The sequence below is a fragment of the Chryseobacterium sp. CS2K3 genome, assembly GCF_059515185.1.
Genome location: NZ_JCAKRW010000005.1, coordinates 200,433 through 224,455, shown reverse-complemented (window position 1 = coordinate 224,455; position 24,023 = coordinate 200,433). Strand labels below are relative to the sequence as shown.

The 24,023-nt window shown below is 34.0% G+C and carries 26 protein-coding genes; 13 read left to right on the top strand and 13 right to left on the bottom strand.

The window, feature by feature from the left end; translation table 11 throughout:
* Positions 1-39 precede the first annotated feature (39 nt).
* The 3 genes from AC5YGG_RS10585 to AC5YGG_RS10575 all read left to right on the top strand — a co-directional run bounded on the left by AC5YGG_RS10585 (position 40) and on the right by AC5YGG_RS10575 (position 1,707).
* Positions 40-858: a hypothetical protein gene (locus AC5YGG_RS10585; RefSeq protein ID WP_496144467.1), complete on the top strand. Its 819-nt coding sequence runs from the start codon at positions 40-42 to the stop codon at positions 856-858.
* A 73-nt stretch (positions 859-931) separates the two neighbouring features.
* Entirely contained in the window at positions 932-1,381 is a 450-nt protein-coding gene (locus tag AC5YGG_RS10580; protein WP_496144466.1) for a hypothetical protein, read from the top strand.
* Between the two features lie 29 nt (positions 1,382-1,410).
* Positions 1,411-1,707, top strand: a complete 297-nt coding sequence (locus AC5YGG_RS10575) for a hypothetical protein (RefSeq protein WP_496144465.1) — start codon at positions 1,411-1,413, stop codon at positions 1,705-1,707.
* 31 nt (positions 1,708-1,738) lie between these two features.
* On the opposite strand, the gene AC5YGG_RS10570 is transcribed toward AC5YGG_RS10575, so the two are convergent.
* Both AC5YGG_RS10570 and AC5YGG_RS10565 read right to left on the bottom strand, forming a co-directional pair.
* On the bottom strand, positions 1,739-2,227 hold the full coding sequence (locus AC5YGG_RS10570; protein ID WP_496144464.1) for a hypothetical protein: 489 nt from the start codon (positions 2,225-2,227) through the stop codon (positions 1,739-1,741).
* Between the two features lie 31 nt (positions 2,228-2,258).
* Positions 2,259-2,927 (bottom strand): hypothetical protein, encoded by a 669-nt coding sequence (locus AC5YGG_RS10565; protein WP_496144463.1) that lies wholly within the window; start codon positions 2,925-2,927, stop codon positions 2,259-2,261.
* Positions 2,928-3,187: 260 nt separating this feature from the next.
* On the opposite strand from AC5YGG_RS10565, the gene AC5YGG_RS10560 reads away from it, so the two are divergent.
* Positions 3,188-3,682, top strand: coding sequence for an SRPBCC family protein (locus AC5YGG_RS10560; protein WP_496144462.1), 495 nt, complete (start codon positions 3,188-3,190; stop codon positions 3,680-3,682).
* A gap of 198 nt (positions 3,683-3,880) precedes the next feature.
* Here the strand turns inward: AC5YGG_RS10560 and AC5YGG_RS10555 are convergent, their stop codons facing one another.
* Both AC5YGG_RS10555 and AC5YGG_RS10550 read right to left on the bottom strand, forming a co-directional pair.
* Complete coding sequence (locus AC5YGG_RS10555; RefSeq protein WP_496144461.1) at positions 3,881-4,120, bottom strand: hypothetical protein; 240 nt, start codon at positions 4,118-4,120, stop codon at positions 3,881-3,883.
* 62 nt (positions 4,121-4,182) lie between these two features.
* On the bottom strand, positions 4,183-4,632 hold the full coding sequence (locus AC5YGG_RS10550) for a DUF3291 domain-containing protein (protein ID WP_496144460.1): 450 nt from the start codon (positions 4,630-4,632) through the stop codon (positions 4,183-4,185).
* A gap of 93 nt (positions 4,633-4,725) precedes the next feature.
* Here AC5YGG_RS10550 and AC5YGG_RS10545 point away from each other — a divergent pair, with 93 nt between their 5' ends.
* On the top strand, positions 4,726-5,088 hold the full coding sequence (locus AC5YGG_RS10545; protein WP_496144459.1) for a winged helix-turn-helix transcriptional regulator: 363 nt from the start codon (positions 4,726-4,728) through the stop codon (positions 5,086-5,088).
* A gap of 69 nt (positions 5,089-5,157) precedes the next feature.
* Here AC5YGG_RS10545 and AC5YGG_RS10540 read toward each other — a convergent pair whose 3' ends face one another.
* The 4 genes from AC5YGG_RS10540 to AC5YGG_RS10525 form a co-directional block, all read right to left on the bottom strand.
* Entirely contained in the window at positions 5,158-5,709 is a 552-nt protein-coding gene (locus AC5YGG_RS10540; RefSeq protein WP_496144458.1) for a hypothetical protein, read from the bottom strand.
* A gap of 199 nt (positions 5,710-5,908) precedes the next feature.
* Positions 5,909-7,804 carry a molecular chaperone DnaK gene (gene dnaK / locus AC5YGG_RS10535; RefSeq protein ID WP_496144457.1) on the bottom strand — a complete coding sequence of 632 codons (1,896 nt, stop codon included), beginning with the start codon at positions 7,802-7,804 and terminating at the stop codon, positions 5,909-5,911.
* 153 nt (positions 7,805-7,957) lie between these two features.
* Entirely contained in the window at positions 7,958-9,211 is a 1,254-nt protein-coding gene (locus AC5YGG_RS10530) for a T9SS type A sorting domain-containing protein (protein ID WP_496144456.1), read from the bottom strand.
* Between the two features lie 167 nt (positions 9,212-9,378).
* Positions 9,379-10,038: a porin family protein gene (locus AC5YGG_RS10525; protein WP_496144455.1), complete on the bottom strand. Its 660-nt coding sequence runs from the start codon at positions 10,036-10,038 to the stop codon at positions 9,379-9,381.
* Between the two features lie 332 nt (positions 10,039-10,370).
* Between AC5YGG_RS10525 and ppk1 the strand changes: the two genes are divergently transcribed.
* The 5 genes from ppk1 (at position 10,371) to AC5YGG_RS10500 (ending at position 15,289) form a co-directional block, all read left to right on the top strand.
* Complete coding sequence (gene ppk1, locus AC5YGG_RS10520; RefSeq protein ID WP_496144454.1) at positions 10,371-12,443, top strand: polyphosphate kinase 1; 2,073 nt, start codon at positions 10,371-10,373, stop codon at positions 12,441-12,443.
* Positions 12,440-13,324, top strand: a complete 885-nt coding sequence (locus AC5YGG_RS10515; RefSeq protein WP_496144453.1) for a Ppx/GppA phosphatase family protein — start codon at positions 12,440-12,442, stop codon at positions 13,322-13,324. Before ppk1 ends, AC5YGG_RS10515 begins: the two co-directional genes overlap by 4 nt.
* 329 nt (positions 13,325-13,653) lie before the next feature.
* Positions 13,654-14,307 (top strand): NAD-dependent epimerase/dehydratase family protein, encoded by a 654-nt coding sequence (locus AC5YGG_RS10510; RefSeq protein WP_496144452.1) that lies wholly within the window; start codon positions 13,654-13,656, stop codon positions 14,305-14,307.
* The gene (locus AC5YGG_RS10505) at positions 14,304-14,450 is read left to right on the top strand and encodes a hypothetical protein (protein ID WP_496144451.1); all 147 of its coding nucleotides are present in this window, start codon (positions 14,304-14,306) and stop codon (positions 14,448-14,450) included. Before AC5YGG_RS10510 ends, AC5YGG_RS10505 begins: the two co-directional genes overlap by 4 nt.
* 449 nt (positions 14,451-14,899) lie before the next feature.
* Entirely contained in the window at positions 14,900-15,289 is a 390-nt protein-coding gene (locus AC5YGG_RS10500; protein WP_496144450.1) for a DUF3060 domain-containing protein, read from the top strand.
* An 87-nt stretch (positions 15,290-15,376) separates the two neighbouring features.
* Here AC5YGG_RS10500 and AC5YGG_RS10495 read toward each other — a convergent pair whose 3' ends face one another.
* Together AC5YGG_RS10495 and AC5YGG_RS10490 are read right to left on the bottom strand one after the other, a co-directional pair.
* Positions 15,377-15,625 (bottom strand): NifU family protein, encoded by a 249-nt coding sequence (locus tag AC5YGG_RS10495; protein ID WP_002977212.1) that lies wholly within the window; start codon positions 15,623-15,625, stop codon positions 15,377-15,379.
* 47 nt (positions 15,626-15,672) lie between these two features.
* Positions 15,673-16,779: an Mrp/NBP35 family ATP-binding protein gene (locus AC5YGG_RS10490; protein WP_496144449.1), complete on the bottom strand. Its 1,107-nt coding sequence runs from the start codon at positions 16,777-16,779 to the stop codon at positions 15,673-15,675.
* 148 nt (positions 16,780-16,927) lie between these two features.
* Here AC5YGG_RS10490 and AC5YGG_RS10485 point away from each other — a divergent pair, with 148 nt between their 5' ends.
* Positions 16,928-17,383, top strand: coding sequence for a hypothetical protein (locus AC5YGG_RS10485; RefSeq protein WP_496144448.1), 456 nt, complete (start codon positions 16,928-16,930; stop codon positions 17,381-17,383).
* Positions 17,384-17,661: 278 nt separating this feature from the next.
* Here the strand turns inward: AC5YGG_RS10485 and AC5YGG_RS10480 are convergent, their stop codons facing one another.
* Positions 17,662-20,004, bottom strand: coding sequence for a TonB-dependent receptor domain-containing protein (locus tag AC5YGG_RS10480; RefSeq protein ID WP_496144447.1), 2,343 nt, complete (start codon positions 20,002-20,004; stop codon positions 17,662-17,664).
* 152 nt (positions 20,005-20,156) lie between these two features.
* Between AC5YGG_RS10480 and AC5YGG_RS10475 the strand changes: the two genes are divergently transcribed.
* Both AC5YGG_RS10475 and AC5YGG_RS10470 read left to right on the top strand, forming a co-directional pair.
* On the top strand, positions 20,157-20,993 hold the full coding sequence (locus AC5YGG_RS10475) for a discoidin domain-containing protein (RefSeq protein ID WP_496144446.1): 837 nt from the start codon (positions 20,157-20,159) through the stop codon (positions 20,991-20,993).
* A gap of 84 nt (positions 20,994-21,077) precedes the next feature.
* Positions 21,078-21,785 (top strand): hypothetical protein, encoded by a 708-nt coding sequence (locus tag AC5YGG_RS10470; RefSeq protein ID WP_496144445.1) that lies wholly within the window; start codon positions 21,078-21,080, stop codon positions 21,783-21,785.
* Positions 21,786-21,834: 49 nt separating this feature from the next.
* Here AC5YGG_RS10470 and AC5YGG_RS10465 read toward each other — a convergent pair whose 3' ends face one another.
* Positions 21,835-22,557: a phytanoyl-CoA dioxygenase family protein gene (locus AC5YGG_RS10465; RefSeq protein ID WP_496144444.1), complete on the bottom strand. Its 723-nt coding sequence runs from the start codon at positions 22,555-22,557 to the stop codon at positions 21,835-21,837.
* Between the two features lie 6 nt (positions 22,558-22,563).
* Complete coding sequence (locus AC5YGG_RS10460) at positions 22,564-23,814, bottom strand: dicarboxylate/amino acid:cation symporter (RefSeq protein ID WP_496144443.1); 1,251 nt, start codon at positions 23,812-23,814, stop codon at positions 22,564-22,566.
* Positions 23,815-24,023: the final 209 nt, after the last annotated feature.

Below are 24,023 nucleotides of genomic sequence, written 5' to 3'. Positions count from 1 at the left end.
GAATCGCAAGCTTTATAAAAATTAATAACGACAAACGGAATGACATCAAAAATTCCTGATTTTATAAGTATTACTAAAAAAGATTTTGGCAAAAATAATGATGCAATGGCAATCGTATTCTTTTCTCTCTTTTCTTTATTGGGAATTTTAGGTGTTTTTTTTAACTGGCAAAGTTGGCTTTTTGCAGTCTTCATCATTATTACCATTTATTTTTCATGGAATAAGATCAATAAAGTCTTAGTTTTTATAATCGGAGGGCTTTTTATTATTGCAGCATGCTATTTACACCAGGAATTGGAGATCGATATCTTTGGATTGTTTATGACACTCCTGTTTCTTCCGTTTATATTTCTTGTAAAACCATATTATCGCTCCTATAAAAATAAGAAGGATTTTCAGATTTTCTATCTTGACCACAAACAACTCCGGTGTGTTGCCACTAAAGAAAATTCAGAATATAAAGACTATGCGCTTAATCCAAGAAATTATCTTAAAAAGTATTCTTTTCAGCAGATCAAAGCGGTACAGTTTCACAAACGTTATCTTATCATTGCAATCGATCAGGTATTAATTCGTCCCAAGGAACTTACCTCTGCAGATTTAGAATTGATTTATTCTTATATTAAAGATCATTTCCCTCATTTATTGAAGAAAGAAGAAGCTATGGAGGAGAATTTCAGAAATGAAAATCAATTTTACGTACACAAATTTCTCATCTTTTCACCTGTGATTGTTTTAGCACTTATCATTTATTTTTTCGGAGATAATGGAAGGAACTTAAGGGTAAGCTATTTATGTATAATATTGATGATGATATGTCCGCTTATCATTTACAGGGTTTTAAACAGGAAAAAATAATTAGTTTCTAAGCATGTTTACACGTCTATTAATTATAGTATCAATAGTAGGGATTTTATATATTCCTGTACGAATGATCATAACGGCATCTTCTCTGAAAGAAATACAGGGAACAATAAAAGAGGTACATCCATCTTCTACAAGAATACCTTATTATACTTTTACTTTAAAAGAATATCCTTGCAGCTTTTACAATAAAGGTAACGGCACTTTGAGCTTTTTAAAAACCGTTCCTAAAGCTGGTGACAATGCTATTTCGCTAATGATAAAAACCGATGATATTTCATTAATTCAACATAAGACATCTGTTTTTTATTTTGCTATCAATCAAAAAAATAAACTCATTGATGTGTATTACTCTATTATAAAACCCGGAGTATTGATCCACTTCATCACGTTATCCTTTTATTTTCTGATTCTTATATTTAATACATTAGCTGCTTATCTCTATCCTGAAAAAAATATATTTCCCAATTTCATCAAGCTTTACCTTTTAATTATCTTTTTATTGATGTTCTTATAATATTAAATAACAACTATTAAAAAACAACCATGTCAATCACTTATTCAGGCAAAACCTATAAACACTTTTTGATAAGATTTTTCAGTCTTGCGATTCCTTATTTTGTGTGGTTTGCCATGTTTGCAGAAGCCGGATATAAACGCCAGACCTATAATATTGATATGATACCCCTTGATCTTTTTTTCTTGTTAGGAGGATTAATAGGCATTGAAACCCTTTACCTGATCTACAGAAAACAAAAAAAACAATATGTAATGAACATATTGCTTTTGATTTTTTTTATGGTTTTATATTTTGTGCTTCCGCATAGAGATAATTTCAATTAAGATATCTGAATACCCAATATTCAGATCGTTCTTAAGGGATGGTTTCTACACCTGATAACCTGAATGATCCTTTTTCATCTTTCAGCCAGAAAACAAATTGTGCTCCTTCATGTCCATCACCGAATTCGTTGGGACGATTAATCGTGTATAGAATAATGTAATCTCTATCTCCAAATGCAGGATCAGAGCCGTCTGGAGAGAATTTTGTTTCATTACGTTTAAGCCTTTCTAGAAGCTCTTTATTGAAAATAGTATTAGCATATTTGCTGTAAAAAATCTTCTTATTTACAAAAGAAATTTTCTCAGGTTGTGTTTCAAAACAAAGGTTGCAATAGACTTTTTGGGTAGTCAATGACTCCAGTGCTTTATAATTTTTTTCTGTGATCAGATTGATAATTTGCTGGGTAAACGTCTCAGCTTTAGCTTGTAATTCCTTTTGGTCCTCGCCTGTTTTTTGCCCGTAACAAACGAGTTGTAATCCCAATACAAAAAGTATTGACAGGTATTGTGTTAATTTCATTTTAATATTTTTTGTGATTCTATATTTTCAATTAGCAGGGAAACCACCAGTGAATAGATTGCACTCTGCTGTTTTTGAAGTAGATATTGATGTGCCCATCGGAAATATTCTCCTTATCTTCCCTAAGTCTGATTACCTGTACTTTTCCTCGTCCGGGAGAATCCAGTTCGGAAATATTTTTTACAGAATTGGGAAATATCTTTTTAATATCATCGATGGTAGACTTTTCATCTATCTTTATTCCTTTGTACAAAATATAATTTCCATGAAGAAACCAGAATTCATTTACTCCTACTTTCTGTTCGGTATTTTCGAAGCATGATTCATTTTTATATAAGTATTTATCATTCTTTCCATCACCGATATCTTCAAAGATGTAAGTACAAGGCTGTAGTTCTGACATCAATTTAGTACTGTCTGCTTTTCCAAATACTTTTTCAAAATCTTTCAGCTCAAAAATTCTTTTTAATTTCCCATTAAATAATATATCCTTTTCCAGCATTACCTCATCTTGTCCGTCATCATCCTCTATTTCATTTTTTACCTCTTTAGGCTGAGTAATATTCAGATTTATTGAATCGGGCTGAATTTTATGATCAATGGTTTCACTGATGGATTTGGGTTCTTCTTTGACTTCTTTTTTGTCTTCTTTACAGGAATAAAGAGAGATCGCGAGTAATAAAATTGAAAAATTCTTCATAGTTTAGTTTTGATTCATTGCATAAAAACCGGAATTCTGATAAAAAATAAACACCTACAACATTTTCAATTCTTGCAACCGGAGATATTTTATGAAAACGAAAATACAAAAAACCATGTACTAAAGTACTGCTAAGTTGAATATTAACTTTTATTATAACAAATTAGGAAACGATTTTTTATTTTTCACTGTTGTATTTTTATTTTGTATTTTTAATACCCATCGTATGATGAGAACACACTCACTAATAATCATATATTATGCCCAATATTCATCACTTTATCCTCATTGGTTCCTCAAAAGAAAAGGTTTTTGATGCACTCAGCAGTCAATCCGGATTATCTGCGTGGTGGACTCCCCATACTAAAACCAGCTCAGAACTTGGGAGTATTGCCAGATTCTCTTTTGGTCCTGAGTATTTTAAAGAGATGAAAATCATTAAGCTTACCCCTTTTGAGGAAGTACAATGGCATTGTATTGCAGGAGCAAATGAATGGATGGGAACCACTATTACTTTCCGGCTTATATCAGGAAACAAAGACGTTTTACGGAAAATGCATCCTGAAATCGAAGGACAAATTGAACAATTGGTGTATGATAGCGGTACATTATTGATGTTTCATCATGAAGGCTGGAGTTCCTATTCTGCAATGTTTGCCGAATGCAATTATACCTGGGGACAGTTCCTGAGAAGCTTAAAATTACTTTGTGAAACAGGAAAAGGTAAGCCTTGGCCTCATCAACACCGGATATGAGTGATAAGGGAGCGTCTAAACATCAAGCCCGATCAATGCAGACGGGCTGCTTTATTTTCTAATGTAAATTATTATTTTCTTTATAAATGGCATTATCTGTTTCTTTAAGGAAATCCAGGTAACTAAAGCCAGCAGATTTGTGCGTGCGATAGTCCAGATAGTCTTTATAATAGCCAAATGCTCCTCCAAGTCTTGAAGTCAGCAAAGTATTTCCTGGCTATTGATTCCTTCTACATAACCTATTTTTTGACCTTTATTTGATCTGGACAATACAAGATAAGTTGTTTTATTAGCTTCATTTATAAAAACTCTGGCTCTTTCTTCATTGTCTTTTCCGTTATCAAATACCAGTTTGAATTTGTTTTTATTATTCAGTAAATATTTCAACACTTTCCCGAAGTTTTCCGAATTTCCAATATTCAGGGTAAAACCATACATCCTATTAAAATATACGTTGGTGGGTAAAAAGATACAATAAATATTTCATTAGCTTTTCGGCTCTACATTTCCGGTTTCTGAAAAGCTGTCTGAAAATTAAAAGCATATTCTGAAGGTCCGTTTTTTTGAAGATGTTCCAAACGTTCCAATGCTTCTTCTATGCCTGGAAATTCATTGTCTTTTACCCACCAAAGTACGTAATAAGCTTTCCCATATTTTTGAAACCATTCTTTCCTTCGGCGTACAAAATCAACGTGAAATGTTTTATAGGTAAAATACTCTAATGTTTCTTTATTTTTCCAAACCGAAAGATTGATGATAACCTGCTCATCATTCAGCGGATTAAAACTTGTTGCATTCTCTTCTTCATCCTTTAATCTCCAAATAAATCCATCACTTTCTTCGGCTAATTTATTTACAACATCAAGATGATCTGCAAATTCTTTCATTACAGGATCTTCAATATTTACTCCAACCATTCGGGCTACATTGATCTGGGCTAATTGATACATTGTTTTATTTATTGTTTTATGTCTATTATTGTGTAAAAATAGGTGCTGCGGCATTAGTATAAAATAACTATCAATTTAGATACTATAAAAAAGATGGAAAAAAAATGTGAAACTTCATATATCAATGTTGGGGAAAAATCTTATCCGTGTGCAGTAAGTTTTGTCATGGATCTCATTGGAGGAAGATGGAAAGCAGTAATTCTCTGCCATTTAAAAAATGGTGATAAACGCTTTGGAGAATTGAAAAAAGAGCTTTCTTTTATTACGGAGACAACATTAAGCCTTCAACTAAGACAATTGGAAAAAGATCATCTTATCACCCGAACTGTTTTCGGAACTAAGCCTCCGGTAAAGGTAGTTTACAGCTTGTCTGGGCTGGGGATATCATTTATTCCTTTATTGGATAATATCAATGACTGGGGAAACGATATTCTAAAAGAGAAAATGACACCTTAAAAACTGATGAAGCGTTGAACACTTTCTTTCAATTTTTAAGATGTCTTTAATTTATTTTTTGAAACTTTGTTAATAAGCTTTATTGCCTTTGATCGTTAAAGCATGTTTCGTTTTTATCGATGGACAACATCTGCCGTCTTCTTCAGTATATTCCAGTTTTTCTACAATGATTTTACCATTTTTAATAGTATCAAAAGCAAAAAGATAATCCGGTTCGTATCCTGCAATAACTTTCACTGTTTTCCCATCATTCTTGTACAATGATAATCCCTGTCCTATGATTGCATTTCCACCTTCAGGGGCAATATTCCAGTAAATTGCCACATCTTCTATTCCGTCACCTGTAAAATCTCCTGTATTAGGAACCTGAAGATCAATCACTCCGTCATACGTTTTAAGAATATTGGGTAAATAAGCATCAAACTGCTTCATAGCAAGTTTTACTGCTTCGTCTTTTGAAATTCTGCCTTCTGATGATTTTACTTCTTCTGAATGTAATTTTTGTTCCTTAGAAAGCTGCTTTTCTTCTTTTAGTCCACCATCTTTATATCCTTTACTTTCTGACTTATTGCAAGCTGTCAAAACTACTGTCAGACATAGCATACCTATAATTTTTTTCATATGTTTTTTTAATGATTATTTGTTTTTAATTTTTGGATGAATACTTTCAAATTTACAAACCAAAGAAGTATAATACTTGTAAAAATTTATTATTTCTTTCAATATCTGATTAAGGTTCTACATCAAAAAACAAAACCGATGGTAACCAAAATTACCACCGGTTTATTTTATAATTAAATGTTAGTGTTTTCTACATTTATTATTTTACTTCCTCGAAGTCTGCATCCTGTACATCTTCACCTCCAGCGTTGTTTCCACCAGGGTTTTGAGCACCAGCATCAGCACCTGGCTGTTGACCAGCTGCATATAATTCTTCAGAAGCTGCCATCCATGCTGCATCTAACGCTTCAGTTTTAGCTTTTACGTCATCAGCATTTTTAGCTTCGAAAGCTGTTTTTAATTCTCCGTGAGCTGCTTCGATTGCTGCTTTTTTGTCAGCAGAAAGTTTTTCACCGAATTCTTTCAATTGCTTTTCAGTCTGGAAGATCAATCCGTCAGCTTTGTTGAAGATTTCAACTTCTTCTTTTCTCTTAGCATCCGCTGCAGAGTTTTCCTGAGCTTCTTTCTTCATTCTTTCGATTTCTTCGTCAGAAAGACCTGAAGATGCCTGGATTTTGATAGACTGCTCTTTACCAGTTCCTTTATCTTTAGCAGATACACTTAGAATACCATTCGCGTCGATATCGAAAGTTACTTCGATTTGAGGAACTCCTCTTGGCGCTGGTGGAATATCTGTAAGGTCGAATCTACCGATTTCTTTATTATCGTTGAACATTGGTCTTTCACCCTGTCCTACTCTGATGCTTACCGCTGGCTGGTTGTCAGAAGCTGTAGAGAATACTTCAGATTTCTTAGTTGGGATCGTAGTGTTCGCTTCAATTAATTTAGTGAATACAGAACCCATAGTTTCGATACCTAAAGAAAGTGGTGTAACGTCAAGAAGTAATACGTCTTTTACGTCTCCTGTTAATACACCTCCCTGAATAGCTGCACCAATTGCTACAACCTCATCCGGGTTAACTCCTTTAGATGGTTTTTTACCGAAGAATTTTTCTACTTCTTCCTGGATAATTGGGATTCTTGTAGAACCTCCTACCAAGATTACCTCATCGATATCAGAAGTTGATAAACCAGCATCTTTTAATGCTTTAGCAACCGGCTCCATAGATCTTCTTACAAGATCTGCAGATAATTGCTCGAATTTAGCTTTAGTTAAAGTCTTCACTAAGTGTTTAGGACCTGTAGCTGTAGCTGTAATATATGGTAAGTTAATCTCAGTCTGTGGAGAAGAAGATAACTCAATTTTTGCTTTTTCAGCAGCTTCTTTCAATCTTTGAAGAGCGATTGCGTCTGATTTTAAATCTACACCTTCTTCAGCTTTGAATTCGTCAGCCATCCAGTTGATGATCACATCATCAAAATCATCACCTCCTAAGTGTGTATCACCGTTTGTAGATAATACTTCGAATACACCATCACCTAAATCAAGGATAGAGATATCGAAAGTACCACCACCAAGGTCATATACTGCAATTTTCTGATCTTTGTGGTTTTTATCAAGACCATAAGCTAACGCTGCAGCTGTAGGCTCGTTGATAATTCTTTCTACTTTAAGACCTGCAATTTCACCAGCTTCTTTAGTAGCTTGTCTTTGCGCATCGTTGAAGTATGCAGGAACAGTAATTACCGCTCTTGTTACTTCTTGTCCAAGGTAATCTTCAGCAGTTTTCTTCATTTTCTGAAGAGTCATTGCAGAAATTTCCTGTGGAGTATATTCTCTATCGTCAATCTTTACTTTTACTGTATCATTCGGTCCTGATACCACTTTATAAGGTACTCTTGAGATCTCCTTTGCATCTTCTTTAAAGTGTGTCCCTATGAATCTTTTGATAGAGTAAACAGTTTTAGTTGGGTTAGTTACAGCCTGTCTTTTTGCAGGATCACCTACTTTTCTTTCTCCGTCTTCTGTAAATGCTACAATAGAAGGAGTTGTTCTTTTACCTTCTGCGTTAGGAATAACAACAGGGTCTTTACCCTCCATTACAGCAACACAAGAGTTGGTTGTTCCTAAGTCAATTCCAATTATTTTACTCATAATATTTTTATTTTTTTCTAATTTTTATATTTAATTTACACTCACTATTTCACAATATCTGTACCATTCAAAAAATAGTGACAAAATGACACAACAAAAATAAAACCCCGTTATAATAGGGGTTTCATATATATTAATCTGGAAATATTTTCATTATTTTTTAATAAACTTCATAGATTTGACAAAGTCTTTACCATTATAAGCCCTTATAAAATAGACTCCGTTGGCAAAATCTTTTACATCAATTCTATCCGTTTCATTTTTAATGGCAGCTTTTTTCACTAATCTACCTTCCGCATTGAAAATTTCTACCTCATTGATAGCAGTAAGCGGTGATGCTATTGAAATATAGAGAGTAGTAGGATTAGGAAAAACATTAATTGAATTTGCTTTTTCCGCCTCATTTACAGATAAAAAAGCACAGGAATTGGAATTCAACAGACTTGCTCTTGGTCCTTCCAGTGTATTTTGAGCAATTGTTTTCTGATCATTGGTAAACATAGCCATGGCAGCATCATTTACATAATCCATAAAATTCATGAACATAGCTCCCACTGCAGAAGGTGTACAGATATAATTTGGGTTATTATTAGGAAAAGATGGAGTGCCAAAATAGGCTTTCTTGGTTGCCGGTGTATCCGGACATCCGTCATCATTCATCGGAGTTCCGCATACCGTATCGTCATTACTCTGTCCCCAAATATGATTAAGCCCAAAATAATGTCCTATTTCATGCGTTGCTGTTCTTCCTTTATTATAAGGTGCCTGTACAGTTCCTGTTGTACCAAATGCATGATAAGTAATACACAAACCGTCATCAGGATACCCCGCAGATTCAGGAGGATATGCCCAGCCCAATAACCCTTGATTCGTAAATGCTCCGACCCAAATATTAAGATATTTTGTAGTATCCCACGCATTATCTCCGCCAATATTTCCTTTATAATAATCCGTATCAAAATTAAAGGAAGAATCTATAGCCTTTCTGACCACACCGGACGTAGCATTACCCGAAGGATCTTTAGTAGCAAGACAAAATGCTATTTCCATGTCAGAAGCTACTCCCTGAAATGCAGGGGGAACCACTGTGCTAAAGTCAGTGTTTGTTTTTCTGAAATCCTTATTGAGCACTGCCAGCTGAGATTGTATCTGAGCATCAGAAATATTCTGTGTTGCATCTTTGTACAAAACATGTATAACCACAGGAATCGTAACAACCTTTCTTCCTGAAGCGGAGCTTGATCTTTTCTGAGTTAAAAAACGATTAAGATCCTTTGCAATTAATTTAGCTTCGGGGTTTCTTTTATAAAATTGTTCTAATTTCTCATAGGTTCCGCATCCTCGATCCTGTCCATACATACTTGCAGCAAATACAAATGCTGCCATACATAATAGATATTTTCTCATTTTGTTTTTTTAACAAAAGTAGAATCTAATCATATACAACACAACAACTCATTGGATACAAAGAAAATAATTCTTAATTTAATGAATTAATCAGAAATTAATTACAAAAACAACCAATTAAGTTTAAATAAATTAAGAATTTTCCGTTCTAAAATGACATCAAATGTCTAAAATGAATAGCCTAATGATATTCCAAAATTAGAATTATATATTTTAGGAGCATCTACAACAACCAATGAATTTAAATAATAAACTTCTGTATTTTTATACACTTTTGTCATACCGAAATAATATCCTACTGAAGCCAAATAGTGCTTTGCAAAAATATATTGCGCTTTAAGTTTTATTCCCGCATCAAACTGCTGTAAATTATCCGGTTTTTGCGATGAAGAACCATTGATAGTCTGGTTATACTCTAATTCTTTATTTAAAAGTATTCCGATTTCCGGACCTACAGAAACAGAAAGTTCGTTAATAGGATGATAACTGAATAATACTGGCAATCTTAAATAATCTGCTTTCAGTTTACCGCTTAATGTAAAGGATTTAGGACCATCCATTTCATTAATACCATAAGGAATATCAGCACTAAAATCAGCCCCCATCTGTGAATAAGCCAGTTCCACATCAATAGAAGCTTTATCAGAAATATAGTTCCAGATAAAACCACCTACATGAAATCCGGTTCTGGACTTGAATCCGTCGGCATCAGATCCGGTAAGACCACTGATATTCATACCGGCAAAAACACCGTATTTAGTTGTTTTATTCTGGGCACTGATCATCCCGGCTGCCAGCAGCAGACTCATTATAATTGTTTTTTTCATGGTATTATTCTTTATCTTTAATTAATTTTGCAAATATATTGACTTTTCAATAAATACATTTAAAATCATATCATTATATTTGATAGAATATCATTTATTTCGAAATTGGTATTTGGGTTATATATTTTATACTATAAGATGACTAATTATGATGAATAAAATCCCAGCATCGTGAACGAGCCCAACATAGATAACATAATTAAAACAACCTGTAATTCAGCAAGATAAGTAAGATTAATTCACAAATCATTAAAAATTAATCAAAGTTTAACCTAAGAAATTAAAATACAAACTTACGAATCATTATTTTTGGTAAAACATAAAAACTCATAATGTCAATACACTTTAATCCACGCGATATTACATGGCTTGCCTTCAATGAAAGAGTGCTTCAGGAAGCTATGGACGAAAATGTTCCCTTACATTTAAGAATACGTTTCCTAGGAATTTTTTCCAACAATCTGGATGAGTTCTTCCGGGTACGTGTTGCCGGATTAAAGCGTGCCATGGATTTTAAAGAAAAGGTGATTTCAGAATCTTTCTATCAGCCACCATCAAAAATTCTTCAACGAATCAATGAAGTGGTAATGAGCCAACAGCAAAATTTTGATAAAACCTGGAAAAAGATCCAGACAGAAATGGCTGATCATAAAGTTTTCATCAAGAATTCCAAGAACCTGACAGCCGTACAGAAAGAGTTTGTCCGAAAATACTTTGATGAGGTAGTGGAATCAAATGTAATTCCTATTCTTCTTCATGAAAACACACCTATGCCTTATTTAAGAGATAAAAGTCTCTATCTTGGCGTTGCCATGAGAAAAAAGGACTGGCAGTATTCCAGCAATTATGCCATTATTGAAATTCCATCCCGTTTTGTAGGAAGATTTGTATTGCTTCCGACTGAAGATCCCGAAGAAAAGAATGTAATGCTTTTGGAGGATGTTATTACCTTTAATCTTCCGCATATTTTTTCTTATTTCGGATATGATGACTTTGCTGCCAATGCTTTTAAGGTTACAAAAGATGCAGAACTTGACCTTGACAATGATATTCGCACAAATTTTGCAGAAAAAATAGAAAAAGGGCTTAAAAACAGAAGGAAAGGGAAACCTACCCGATTTGTCTTTGATAAAGATATGGACAAGGCTTTACTGGAGCTCCTGATCAGAAAACTGAATTTAACGAAGAAAGACAGCATCATTCCTGGAGGAAAAATTCATAATTTCAAACACTTTATGGATTTCCCTGATGTTTTTGAGGCTTATGAGAGACCTGTGGAAAGAACATCGTTTACGCATCAGGCATTTGAACATGGTGAAAGGGTAACGGATGTCATTTTAAAAGAAGATGTACTGCTTACATTTCCCTACCATAAATATAATCCTGTTATTGATCTTCTTCGTGAAGCAGCAATGGATCCTGATGTAAAATCAATTCAGATTACTGCTTATCGTCTTGCCAGCAGTTCAAAGATTATTAATGCTTTAATTTATGCTGCGAGAAATGGGAAGGAGGTAACTGTGATGCTGGAACTTCAGGCAAGATTTGATGAGGAATCCAATCTGGAATGGAAAGATATGCTGGAACCGGAAGGAATTACTGTTCTTGTAGGGCTTCCTAATAAGAAAGTTCATGCCAAGCTATGTATCATCAAGAAAAGATCCCACAACAAGACAATTCAATATGGTTTTGTAAGTACCGGAAACTTCAATGAAAAAACGGCAAGAATCTATGGTGATCATTTGCTTCTTACTTCAGACCGTGGTATCATGGCGGACATCAATAAAGTATTCAATGTTCTGAAAAAACCAAAAGATGATTACCTTCCGATTTTGAAAACTTGTAAAAATTTACTAGTTTGCCCCCAATTTATGCGTGAAAAGATCGTTCACTACATTGATAAAGAAATTGAGGAAGCCAAAGCAGGGAGAAAAGCTGAAATAATAGTTAAAGTTAATTCCCTAAGCGACAGATTACTAATTGAAAAATTGTATGATGCAGCAAAAGCGGGCGTTATTATAAAAGGAATTGTAAGAGGAATCTATTGTGCGGTTAATCAAAAAGACTTTAAAGAAAAAATAAAAACAATTAGCATTGTGGATGAATATCTGGAACACGCCAGAGTAATGTATTTCTATAATAAAGGAGCGGAAGATATGTATATTTCCTCTGCGGACTGGATGACCAGAAACCTTGACTATAGAATAGAAGCAGCAGCCAAAATCACCGATAAAAATCTTAAAAAGGAATTGAAGGATATTCTTGATATTCAGCTCAGAGACAATGTAAAAGCGAGAATTTTAGATAAAAGACTCAGCAATGAATATATAAGAAACGATAAAAAGGAATGCCGCTCACAAATAGAAACCTATAAATATCTAAAGGCTAAAACAAGCAAAAAATGAAGATAGCAGCAATAGACATAGGAAGTAATGCCGCAAGACTTCTCATTAATGAAGTAAAAATAAATAATAAAAAACCGGAATTTATAAAACTTAATCTTCTGAGAATCCCTCTGAGATTAGGAATGGATGTTTTTACCATCGGAAAAATAGGACCCGAAAGAGAAAAAATGGTAATCGATTCCATGAAGATCTTCAGCGATCTGATGAAAATATACAAAGTAGATCATTACAGAGCCTGTGCTACCAGCGCAATGCGTGATGCCGCCAATGGTGATGAAATCATAAGACAGGTAAAGGACGCTTCAGGAATTAATATTGAGATTATCTCCGGGGATGAAGAAGCTACTTTAATTTACGAAAACCATGTAGCAGAAGGGCTTGATAAAGAATTTGCCTATCTATATATTGATGTAGGAGGAGGTTCTACCGAGCTTACTTTCTATGAAAACGGAAAAATGGTGTATGAAAGATCTTTCAATATTGGAACGATTCGTCTTCTGAACAACCTTGTTACCATGGAGAACTGGCATGAAATGAAAGAAGAGATTAAGAAAAATATTGTCAGTAAAAAGCCAATCGTTGCTATCGGTTCAGGAGGAAACATTAATAAAGTATTCTCTATGAGCAAAACGAAGGACGGAAAACCAATGTCTTTATCTCATCTTAAAAAGGTGTATAAAGAATTTAATGAACTTTCGGTAGAGGAAAGAATGACAAAACATAGCCTGAGAGAAGACAGAGCTGATGTATTGGTTCATGCCTTGAGTATTTTTAACAATGTAATGGCATGGTCGGATATTAATAAAATTTTTGTTCCAAAGATTTCCGTTGCGGATGGTTTGATTCAAAATATTTATAGTCAGTTACAGCATAAAAAATAGTTTTTTAAAACATAAATTTATACAAAACCGAGCAAAAATTGTTCGGTTTCGTTTTTATTGTAGAAACGTCATAATTGAATCATAAATTAAAATGAATGCCTTTATGTTTTGGCTAAAGCCAAATGGATTGTGCTTATTTGTTTAAACGGGCTAAAGCCCATTCCTATTGATAAAATTAAAGATAAAACAGGAAGGTTTACCAAAAACATAATTCATAATTCATAATTCATAATTCATAATTCATAATTCATAATTTATAATTCATAATCCAAAAAAAATTAAAGTAATCCCCACCCTTCATTCGTCATACGACTATTAATAGCAATACAATGGACTCAATTAAAATAATTCTTACAGGAGCAACAGGAATGGTAGGTGAAGGTGTTTTAATGGAATGTCTTGAAAATCCGCAGGTATCTGAAATTCTAAGTATCAGCAGAAAATCTTCCGGAAAGACTCATCCTAAATTAAAAGAATACCTTGTTTCTGACTTTTTATCCATCGATATCAATGATGAAAATCTTAAAGGCTATGATGCCTGTTTCTTTTGTGCAGGAATCAGCAGCGTGGGAATGAATGAAGAAGATTATACTAAAATCACTTACGATACAACAATACATTTTGCTGAAGCAATTTTACATCAGAATCCGGATATGGTTTTCAATTATGTATCGGGTGCAAGTACAGACAGCACTGAAAGCGGAAAGATCATGTGGGCAAGAGTAAAAGGCAAAACGGAAAATGCTTTAAAGAAGATGAATTTCAAGGGTGTATACAATTTCCGCCCGGGATTTATGAAACCTGTTGATGGTCAATTGAATGTAAAATGGTTTTTTAAACCTTTTATTTGGATTTTTCCTATTTTTTTACCGTTAAAATCATTAACTTTACACGAAGTAGGAAGAGCTATGATCAATACCGTAAAAAAAGGGTATCCTACTTCAATTTTAGAAATTCGAGATATTAAAAACTTAGCGATATGAGAGACATGTTAAAAAGAATAGTTCTGGTTATTTTTGTACTCTTGCTTCTGACCGCTGTTTCAGGATTTTTCTATATGCAGAAACATCCCCTGGAAGGAAAATCAGGAACGATTTTGAATTTTTCAGGTAAGTCTGTAAAATAAGCTTTTATTCTGCATTCATGAATCTTATTAATTTTTTACTATTCATCATAAATAAATCTATCTTTTAAACATTTCTTAGATTATCCATTACTGGAATTTTAACAATAACACTTCTACCGCTTCCATTACAGCTCCCTCGTCTACTTTGGTGAATCATCTCTTATGCCTGTAGCAAGAACTTGAGAATTTAAAATCCAAAATTTTACTCAAATAATATTTCAGATCAGAATCCAAACTTGAGAAGGCAAAAGAGAAATTGGAAGTACTAATATCCTTGTCAAGGTTTTAAACCTTGACAAGGATTTCCAAGAATTTCTCAAAGAGATCTTTTCTTAACCATTTTCGAGATAGGTCTTTCCACTCAAAAAAAAGCAATCATTTAACTTTTGATTAACAACGGAAAAATTATTTTATATCTATATTTATCCTCAACAAAAACCAAATTCAAAATGAAAAGTATTAAAACAGCAGCTATTTTTGCGATCCTACTATTAGGAACAGGTACTGTATTCGCACAATCCAGAAAGACAGAGTCTACTAAAGGGGTAGAACAGACTGATGGCAAAGTAATAGAGGTAGAAGGTGTAGGACATAAACTTAATTATACCCTTAACGGTGGTATTGTTGAGGTTTCAGGAGGTGATAATACGGTAACTGTAAAAGGAAGCGCAAAGAAGATTTCAGTTTCAGGAACAGGCAATAAGGTATATATCGATAAGGTAGACAATGTCAATATTGAAGGTGGCAGTAACACTGTATATTACAGATCTTCAGGAACAAAATCAGGAAAACCTAATGCCTCACTTACCGGAGTGGGAAATAAGGTTGTAAAACAATAGATTCAAAAAATAATTTCAGCATACTTTTAACAACAAAAAGACAGGCTTTGTGTACAAAGCCTGTCTTTACAATATCTCAGATATAATTTACTCTACGTTTATTACTTTTTCAATTTCCGGAGCATGTTGTTTGATTGTATTTTCCACACCTAGTTTTAGGGTTGAAAAATTCAACGAGCATCCAGAACAGTTACCCAAAAGTTTCACAAAAACCTGATTATCCTTCACGTCAATAAGCTCAATATCACCTCCGTCTTTATTCAAAAACGGTCTGATGCTTTCCAGAGCTTCCATTACTCTTGTTACTGTATCTTCGTGCGTTATGTTTGTTTCCATATTTTTTTCAGTTCAATTCGGTTTTTCAAATTTAATTGAAATTATTATTATTTTGCTTTTGGCGAGCATCCTGCCATTGTAGAGATCTTCACAGCCTCAGTTGGTGGAAGATTTTTATTTCTTTCTACAAGGCTTTCTACCATTTTTCTTGCAGTTTCTGTATAGATATCTGCAATTTTAGAATTTTCCTGAAGCGCAGCCGGTCTTCCCACATCGCCTGCTTCTCTGATGCTTTGGATCAATGGAATCTCTCCCAATACTGGAATTCCTAAATCTTCTGCCAAATATTGTGCTCCCTGGTTTCCAAAGATATAATATTTATTGTCAGGAAGTTCTTCTGGTGTAAAATACGCCATATTTTCGATTAATCCAAGAACCGGAATGTTGATACTTTCCATCTGGAACATTGCAATTCCTTTTCTTACGTCTGCCAAAGCAACGTGTTGAGGGGTACTTACAATAACTGCACCTGTTACAGGCACTTCCTGAATGATAGATAAGTGAATATCACCTGTTCCCGGAGGAAGATCGATCAATAAGAAATCCAATTCACCCCATGCAGCATCTCTGATCATCTGATTCAATGCTTTTGAAGCCATCGGACCTCTCCACACTACAGCCTGATTAGCACCGGAGAAATATCCTATTGAAAGCATTTTAACACCATAATTTTCAATTGGCTTCATCATATTCTTTCCGTCTACTTCTACAGAAATTGGTTTCGCACCTTCTGTATCAAACATGGTAGGAACTGAAGGACCATAGATATCGGCATCTAATAATCCTACTTTAAAGCCCATTTTAGCTAAAGTAACTGCCATATTTGCAGAAACTGTAGATTTTCCTACTCCTCCTTTACCGGAAGCAATAGCGATAATATTTTGAATTCCGGGAATTTGTTTTCCTTTGATCTGACTTTGCTGAATTTCACTAGGTTCCGGAGAAACGATTTTAAGTTTTAAATGAACGTTTTCTCCAAACTCACTGGCAAAAGCCTGTTTCATTGCAGCTTCCAGCTTTTTCTTTTCATGCATTGCAGGTGAATGAGCAGTCATGTCAATATAAACATCGTTACCCATAATCTGAAGATTATTCACCAAATCGTCTACTTCTATTTCTTTAAGGAATTCCTGAACCTTTTCTTTCGTCAACATATAAATATAAATTGTTTACAAATTTACGCTTTTTTTCGATAATTTAGAATCAATAAAATCTATAATATCAGGTGATAAATCAGATCGTTAAAAATTTGTTTTCCTGATTTTTCGTCATGAGATTTCATACAGCACTAAAATAAAATATATGGAAACTACTTCTTATCCGAACAAATACGCTTCTCCAAAAGGAATTTTCAACGTTGGAAAAACAAGATTTAAATGGTATGACCTTGCTAAAGATCCTGCTGAAGTTTCTCCGGAAGACGTTAATCGTGCCAAAATATGTATTGAAAGTGCCCAAGAAAACTTTCAGAATATAGATGATCTGGGATTTGTAATCTTGCACCGATGTGGGGAAAACTACCTTCTTCTGGTCTGCACCTGGAGAAGTGAGAATGAATTATGGGAAAGTGTTTATTACGACGGGAACGGTATATTTGAAATATGGGACAGAAGTAGAACCCACCTCCCTACTTACTGTGTTTGGGAAATGGGCATTGTATACCATGAGTCTCAGGCTTGGAAAAAATACCTGGGAACTTCAAGGAGTGAAAGTTATAAGGTGGAATATCTTAATAACTTGTTTGAGGGTGAGGTGTAAAGCTAAGAAAGCTGAAGAGGGAGGCTGGAAGTTACTTACAATCTCAATTGACTAGATGACTGTAAAAATGTCACAATAATTTTGCATTACATTTTTTTAAACGTAAAGTTTTTATTTAGATTATGTTTTATTTGAAAGGATTTTAAGACTGTGACTTTGTCGCTGATGAAGCTATGTGGTCATGCGCTCTTGGAAAGAATGAATGAAATTGATTCCACTGCTTGCTCTTCAAAATATTTCAATCATACTATAAAATCTTTAATTTCCATCTTACCGCATTAATTTGCTCTGTTCTTTTCATCAAATTTCACATTACGGTTAACTCCTTTTACCTTTTTATTTCCGAAAGTATAGGTTGCCGATACGGTAAGTCTTCTGGCATCATAATAATTATTGAAATAATGAGATCCTGTGGTATAATAAATCTCTCCTTTACTTCTTGACTGTTTAAAAATATCTGAAACAATCACATTAATCTGCAGGTTTTTATCCATCAGATTCATTTTTAATCCTGTAGTAAAATTCCCTACAAAATCCCAGCGTATATTTCCTGAATTGGAAGGTAAGCGGAACCAGTAGTTGGCAATCCATTGAACTGTTTTCTTTTCATTAAGTGAGATATTATTCTGAATGTCAAAATCATAACCATATCCTTTTTTAGAAGAAGCATCCGTGGTAAAAACATTCATATCCGTATAAGATAAATCTGCAGAATAATTAGCTTCCCAACGTTTAAAAAATGTATCTGAATAATTGATTGTAGCTCCTATGCTGTTTTTAGTATAATAATTAAAGAAAGTACTTGTTTTGCTTCCCCCTGAAAGATTTGTCAGTTGACCAAACCCATCCAGTGTTCGCTGAAAATAAAGTGTGGTTGATAATTTCCCTTTATACACATGTGAAAATTCAAAATTATGATTAACAGAAGGTTGCAAAAAAGGATTTCCTGTAAAATAAGAGTTTACATTGGTATACCAGCGGTATGGATTGATCGCACGAAATCCGGGTCTATTGATTCTTTTAGAATAATTAAGACTCAATGTATTACTCGCATCACTTTTATAGCTTATATAAGCGGTTGGAAAAAATTTCCCGTAAGAATTTTCCGACTGCTGACCGGAAGTAAGAGAATTTCCATTAACTGTAGAATATTCATAACGAAGTCCCAATTTTGCTGACCATTTTTCATTGAAAGATTTTTCAAGGCTGAAATAAGCTGCATAGTTTTTCTCATTATAATTAAACTCGTTGCTCTTCAAAACTTCTGTCACAAAGTTTCCATCCTCAAAATTTCGGTAGAAAATACTTGAATTATTATCAAAATTGGTGAACTTGATTCCAGCTTCAGTTTTAGCCAACTCATACGGTAAAGTAAGATCTGCCTGTCCTGAATAAATTTTATAATCCACCACTGATGGCGATTGCACAATAAACTGATCTCCGGAATTTTCTACAGTCGTAAAATCAATAATAGTCTTGGGAATATTGGAGAAATAATTTCCTGTAATACTTAATTTATTGTCCTGTTTTCCGAACTTAACATCGTAATAAGCACTTATTGTCTGCTGTGTGGATTTTCCTCTGTGTTCTGCATAAGTAAAGAGGGTATTCGTATAATTATCATTCTGAAAATAATCTGAGGTGTTTTCAACATCCATATTAGAATGCCCCACTCCATAATCATAGATGAAGCCAATATTGGATTTCTTTCCTAACTGATAATCCATACTCAGATTAGCCCCCAATCCATCTCCAAAATCCCTTCTGTCATCATGACTTTTCAATCCTTCTGTTCCGGTCATTCTATAATTTTCAAAAGAGTGTTTTTGATACTTACTTTGTCTTAATTTCAAAGAAGAACGCAACTTTTCATTCTGATAATTGAGGGTTGCACTGTTTGAAAATCCGGAATAAGTCTGCTGCTGAAATCCTGTAGTAAAACTTCCGTTCCATCCAAGATTCTGATTTTTCTTCAAAACAATATTAATGAGACCACTATTTCCCTGCGCTTCATATTTTGCAGGAGGCGCCGTAATCACTTCAATTTTTTCTATATTTTCGGATCTGAGACTTTTAAGATAGGTAATCAATTCTGTTGAGGAAAGGTTTAGAATTCTTTCATTGATCATCACAGATACTCCACTTTTCCCAGCAATTGAAACTCCTGAGTTATCATCTACTTTCACCAAAGGTGTTGTGGCAAGGGCATCAGCACCATCCATTCCCTGTGACGCAACGGAACCTGCCACATTAAAAACCAACCTGTCTGCCTTTCTTTCAATCAGTTTTTTTCTGGCTGTAAGGGTTACTCCTTCAATTTGCTTTTCCTTTTTCTCTTCAATGAAAAAATCCTGTTTCACATCACCTTGTACAGTGATGTCTTTAGCAGAAATCTCTGTTCCATCCTGTATCAGTTTAATATTATAATTTCCGTTCTCAGAAAGTTTTAAGGAATAATTTCCCTGTTCATCAGAAATGGCAGTCTGTTTTTTATGATCTTTTACAGCAATCACTTCCACATAGGAAACCGCCTTTCCTATCTGAATAATTTTCCCTGTAATCGTTTGAGAAAAAAGAACCGCCGGTAACAGAATAACTGCTGAAAGTAATATCTTCTTCATATATAGTTTGATAATCATAGTTTTATATAAGACAAATAGGAACTGGATTTTATTACATGTCAAGAAATAAAGGGAGAGAGAATGGAAATTTCCCACCTCTCTCCTCATATTTGGTACTGTACTTGATTGATTAATGTTCTTAATATGAAAACATGAAAAAAGGACTGCTTGTATTGTCTTTATTGTTTATCCAGATTATTGATGCCCAAAATCATTCTCAACCTACGGATTCTACAAAAGAAATTGAAGATCATTCTTCTACTCCTCTGAACACCATTGCTCCACCAGTGATTAAAGCGGACAGAATCTTTGATTTTTCTACCAAAGTTGAGATCATGTCACCAAATTCGGGTGATAAAATCTACTTTATGACCCAGGATGCAAGTGATTGTAACAAGAAAAAGAAATTCACAGTTTACAAAAAGCCTTTTGTTATCAGCAGAACGACACAAATTCAGGCTTATATAGAAAGGAAAAGGGAAAAAAGTTCAGTAGCCACAGCTAATTTCAACAGAAGACCCAATTATTGGGATATCACCACTCTTTCAAAAGTTGATCCTCAATATACCGGCACCGGAAAACTGGCATTAATTGATGGGATCAGGGGTGATATAGATTGGAAAAAAGGAAACTGGCAAGCCTACCAGGGACAGAATCTGGAAACAGTGATCGATTTTCAATCACCATTTTCAATCACCAAAATTTCTTCTACTTATCTTCAGGATAACAGAGCTCATATCCTGATGCCTAAAAAAGTGGAATATTATGCTTCTATGAATGCTAAAGATTTCATTCTCCTTGATACAGTCGATAATGATATTGATCCTAAGGACGAAAAAATACAGACCAAAGATTTTGCCACAGAAATTCTTCCTACCGAGGCAAGGTATCTTAAAGTAAAGGCTTACTATTATGGAAAATTTCCCGGTTGGCAAAACAAAACAGGAGGAGAAACGTATATCTTTGTTGATGAAATTTCTGTGCAATAAAAACAAATATTATTCATGAAAAAATTATCATTATTTCTCTTTTTACTACTAAGTTTTATCAAAGTATCAGCTTGCAAATGCGTTATGAATACTTTTGCTGAAAACTACTTATCAGCAGATGTTGTAGGAGTTATAAAGATCCTGAAGGTATACGATGAAAATCCTGAACAAAGAACCTATAAAGCCGATGTAGAATTTGAAAAAGTATACAAAGGAACAAAATTCACTACACTAAATGTGAGAGGATTAATTGGGAAAGCCTATTCAAGTGCATGTGAAAAAGAGGTAAGTCCTAATGAAAGATATCTAATTTTATTAAATGGATATAACAATGGCTACTCCATTAATTCCTGTTCGCCTATGTCTAAATTGGATGCCCAACCTACAAAAGATGAAGATGTGCAACTTGAAAAATTAAGCAAAGCTTTTTCGTATTTAGAAAAAAATAAATTAAAATTCAAAGGTGCTCAATTTTCTTATTACTATGATGAAACAATGGGAGCCAATACAAGATCCGAACTTTCAAAAATAAGCAGCTTCAAACCCAAGCAGCCGTTTGCTATATACAAAGTTAAATTGAATGATTCTTTCAAAATTAAAGAAATTACTCCCATCACAACTTTTGGCAGCAAAGATAAAACTGTAGAAGCCGTCATGAAAAAAAATCTGACCATTGAAACCCCAATGTTTAAAGATACTTCAGAAAAAAAAGAATACCTGATATTACTTTTTTACAATCAACAAAATATCAAAACAAAGGACAAAGAGATCATTTCTGATTCCTGGTACTAAAAAAAAGCCTCTTCATTTTTTGAAGAGACTTTTTTATTCTGAGAATATCTTAATTCATTCTTTCTGCCCATTGCAGGACTTCCGGAAGCTCCATATCTGAAAATTCAATATGAATAACTCTTCTTTTCTTTCCATTGGTAGTTCTGTTAGATCCGTGAAGAGTAAGAGGCTTCATAAGCATCACTCCACCTCTATTTACTTTACAAATTTCTTCAGTTTCTACGGTCCAATCTATTGTTTCCGGTCTGTAAATTCCTTTAGCATGAGACCTCGAAATCACTTTTAGCGCTCCGTTATTTTCATCCGTATTATCCAGATGAATTCTGATAGTATAAATATTTTCCAACACATTCAATGGAGGCTGAACAGCAAACTGATTCTGTTTTGTAGTCCAGGGACCAAAACCGGATAATTCAAGTTTCTTATCCACAGAAATTGTTAAATCCTGATGATACGCCACATACCAATTAGAAGTTTCAGGTTTATCAAAATAAATACTTTTAACCACAAAATATTTTTCTCCGAAGATTTCTTTTACAATTCTTTTAATATTATCATTAAAGATGAGGTTCTTTATCTCTGGAATTTCCTTTAAAAACTGCCTTATTGCAAAAAGGTCCTGCGATTTTCTGAAGTTCTCCCTTGAAGTGTCAATCTGATTTAAAATGTGGATTATTTGGTCAACTTCTTCATCAGAAAACACCCTGTTTATAACTGAAAAGCCATATTTTTCAATATGGCTTTTGTATGTTTCTAAGTTTTTTAAACTCATTAATATTTAAATTTTGTCCAAAGGTTCAGTTAACTGTCCTTCCCACTTCGATACCGCTGAAGTTGCTAATGTATTTCCTAATACATTTGTCATACTTCTTCCCATATCACAGAAATGGTCAATTGGTAAGATTAATGCAATCCCTTCCGGCGGAATACCGAACATTGAACAGGTTGCCACAATAATTACCAAAGAAGCTCTCGGAACTCCGGCAATTCCCTTTGAAGTAAGCATCAGTACCAAAAGCATTGTGATCTGCTGTCCAAGCGTCATTTCAATACCATAAATCTGTGCAATGAATATAGAAGCAAATGTCATATACATCATACTTCCATCAAGGTTAAACGAATATCCTAAAGGTAAAATGAAAGATACCACTCTGCTGTTACATCCGAATTTTTCAAGCTCTTCTACTAATTTCGGGAATACTGCTTCTGAACTTGTTGTAGAGAATGCAATCAATAAAGGCTCTTTAATTCTTTTTAATAAATCAAATAAACGGTTTCCTAAGATCAGGTATCCAACCAATAAAAGCACCAGCCAAAGTACACCTAATGCAAAGAAGAAATCTCTCAGATAGATAGCGTATACTTTAAAGATTTCAAAACCGTTGGTTGCCACTACTGCTGCAATAGCTCCCAATACTCCTAGAGGGGCAAACCACATAATGTACCCTACCATTTTAAGAATACCATGAGCCATAATATCAAAAAGCTTTACAACAGGCTTGGAATACTCTTCTCCCAAATTCGCTAAGGCAACCCCAAACATAATGGCAAATACCACAATCTGCAAAACTTCATTGGTAGCAAAGGCTTCAAATAAACTTTTAGGAATCATGTGCTTCACAAAATCCTCTAAAGAAAAACTTTTACTGCTTTTCAATAGTTCTTCTGCTGAAGAAACATCCTGAATCGGTAATTTGGTAACATGTCCCGGCTCAAGCCAATTCACCAGCATCAACCCGATGAAAAGAGAAACCAGAGAAGCGGAAATAAACCAAAGCATAGCCTTTGTTCCTACTCTTCCGATCATTTTGATGTCACTCATTTTGGCAATTCCCACTACAAGAGTTGTAAAAACCAAAGGCGCAATGATCATTTGTACCAGCCTGATAAATACGGTTCCCAACAATTTTATATTCTTGGAAAAAGGTTCCGCACTCTCCGGATATTTCACGTGTACAAGTCCTCCAATCCCGACTCCCAGGATAAGTGCGATGATAATTGCTATAAAAAGTTTATTCTGTCCTTTCATATATATAGTTCAATTTGCGCAAATATAATGGTTTTTGAATTGGCAGAAGATTTTCTTCTATGCCTGTTAATTTTACATTAAGTTTTTAATCCCTAAAAATTAAAACCCTGAGTCAGAAAATATTGTAAAAAATTTAAGAAAGATTTATTGAATTTTTATTCTTTTGGTACAAATTTTATTATTACATTTGGTAGTATAACAACATTAAT

What these genes read in the sequence shown, in the direction of transcription:
- ppk1 (WP_496144454.1), top strand. Translation starts at nt 10,371, where the DNA reads ATGTCAATACACTTTAATCCACGCGATATTACATGGCTTGCCTTCAAT.
- AC5YGG_RS10470 (WP_496144445.1), top strand. Translation starts at nt 21,078, where the DNA reads ATGAATACTTTTGCTGAAAACTACTTATCAGCAGATGTTGTAGGAGTT.
- AC5YGG_RS10555 (WP_496144461.1), bottom strand. Translation starts at nt 4,120, where the DNA reads ATGTATGGTTTTACCCTGAATATTGGAAATTCGGAAAACTTCGGGAAA.
- AC5YGG_RS10465 (WP_496144444.1), bottom strand. Translation starts at nt 22,557, where the DNA reads ATGAGTTTAAAAAACTTAGAAACATACAAAAGCCATATTGAAAAATAT.
- AC5YGG_RS10485 (WP_496144448.1), top strand. Translation starts at nt 16,928, where the DNA reads ATGGAAACTACTTCTTATCCGAACAAATACGCTTCTCCAAAAGGAATT.
- AC5YGG_RS10570 (WP_496144464.1), bottom strand. Translation starts at nt 2,227, where the DNA reads ATGAAATTAACACAATACCTGTCAATACTTTTTGTATTGGGATTACAA.
- AC5YGG_RS10495 (WP_002977212.1), bottom strand. Translation starts at nt 15,625, where the DNA reads ATGGAAACAAACATAACGCACGAAGATACAGTAACAAGAGTAATGGAA.
- AC5YGG_RS10500 (WP_496144450.1), top strand. Translation starts at nt 14,900, where the DNA reads ATGAAAAGTATTAAAACAGCAGCTATTTTTGCGATCCTACTATTAGGA.
- AC5YGG_RS10575 (WP_496144465.1), top strand. Translation starts at nt 1,411, where the DNA reads ATGTCAATCACTTATTCAGGCAAAACCTATAAACACTTTTTGATAAGA.
- AC5YGG_RS10580 (WP_496144466.1), top strand. Translation starts at nt 932, where the DNA reads ATGATCATAACGGCATCTTCTCTGAAAGAAATACAGGGAACAATAAAA.
- AC5YGG_RS10505 (WP_496144451.1), top strand. Translation starts at nt 14,304, where the DNA reads ATGAGAGACATGTTAAAAAGAATAGTTCTGGTTATTTTTGTACTCTTG.
- AC5YGG_RS10530 (WP_496144456.1), bottom strand. Translation starts at nt 9,211, where the DNA reads ATGAGAAAATATCTATTATGTATGGCAGCATTTGTATTTGCTGCAAGT.
- AC5YGG_RS10565 (WP_496144463.1), bottom strand. Translation starts at nt 2,927, where the DNA reads ATGAAGAATTTTTCAATTTTATTACTCGCGATCTCTCTTTATTCCTGT.
- AC5YGG_RS10550 (WP_496144460.1), bottom strand. Translation starts at nt 4,632, where the DNA reads ATGTATCAATTAGCCCAGATCAATGTAGCCCGAATGGTTGGAGTAAAT.
- AC5YGG_RS10585 (WP_496144467.1), top strand. Translation starts at nt 40, where the DNA reads ATGACATCAAAAATTCCTGATTTTATAAGTATTACTAAAAAAGATTTT.
- AC5YGG_RS10510 (WP_496144452.1), top strand. Translation starts at nt 13,654, where the DNA reads ATGGACTCAATTAAAATAATTCTTACAGGAGCAACAGGAATGGTAGGT.
- AC5YGG_RS10475 (WP_496144446.1), top strand. Translation starts at nt 20,157, where the DNA reads ATGAAAAAAGGACTGCTTGTATTGTCTTTATTGTTTATCCAGATTATT.
- AC5YGG_RS10515 (WP_496144453.1), top strand. Translation starts at nt 12,440, where the DNA reads ATGAAGATAGCAGCAATAGACATAGGAAGTAATGCCGCAAGACTTCTC.
- AC5YGG_RS10460 (WP_496144443.1), bottom strand. Translation starts at nt 23,814, where the DNA reads ATGAAAGGACAGAATAAACTTTTTATAGCAATTATCATCGCACTTATC.
- AC5YGG_RS10480 (WP_496144447.1), bottom strand. Translation starts at nt 20,004, where the DNA reads ATGAAGAAGATATTACTTTCAGCAGTTATTCTGTTACCGGCGGTTCTT.
- AC5YGG_RS10560 (WP_496144462.1), top strand. Translation starts at nt 3,188, where the DNA reads ATGCCCAATATTCATCACTTTATCCTCATTGGTTCCTCAAAAGAAAAG.
- AC5YGG_RS10490 (WP_496144449.1), bottom strand. Translation starts at nt 16,779, where the DNA reads ATGTTGACGAAAGAAAAGGTTCAGGAATTCCTTAAAGAAATAGAAGTA.
- dnaK (WP_496144457.1), bottom strand. Translation starts at nt 7,804, where the DNA reads ATGAGTAAAATAATTGGAATTGACTTAGGAACAACCAACTCTTGTGTT.
- AC5YGG_RS10525 (WP_496144455.1), bottom strand. Translation starts at nt 10,038, where the DNA reads ATGAAAAAAACAATTATAATGAGTCTGCTGCTGGCAGCCGGGATGATC.
- AC5YGG_RS10540 (WP_496144458.1), bottom strand. Translation starts at nt 5,709, where the DNA reads ATGAAAAAAATTATAGGTATGCTATGTCTGACAGTAGTTTTGACAGCT.
- AC5YGG_RS10545 (WP_496144459.1), top strand. Translation starts at nt 4,726, where the DNA reads ATGGAAAAAAAATGTGAAACTTCATATATCAATGTTGGGGAAAAATCT.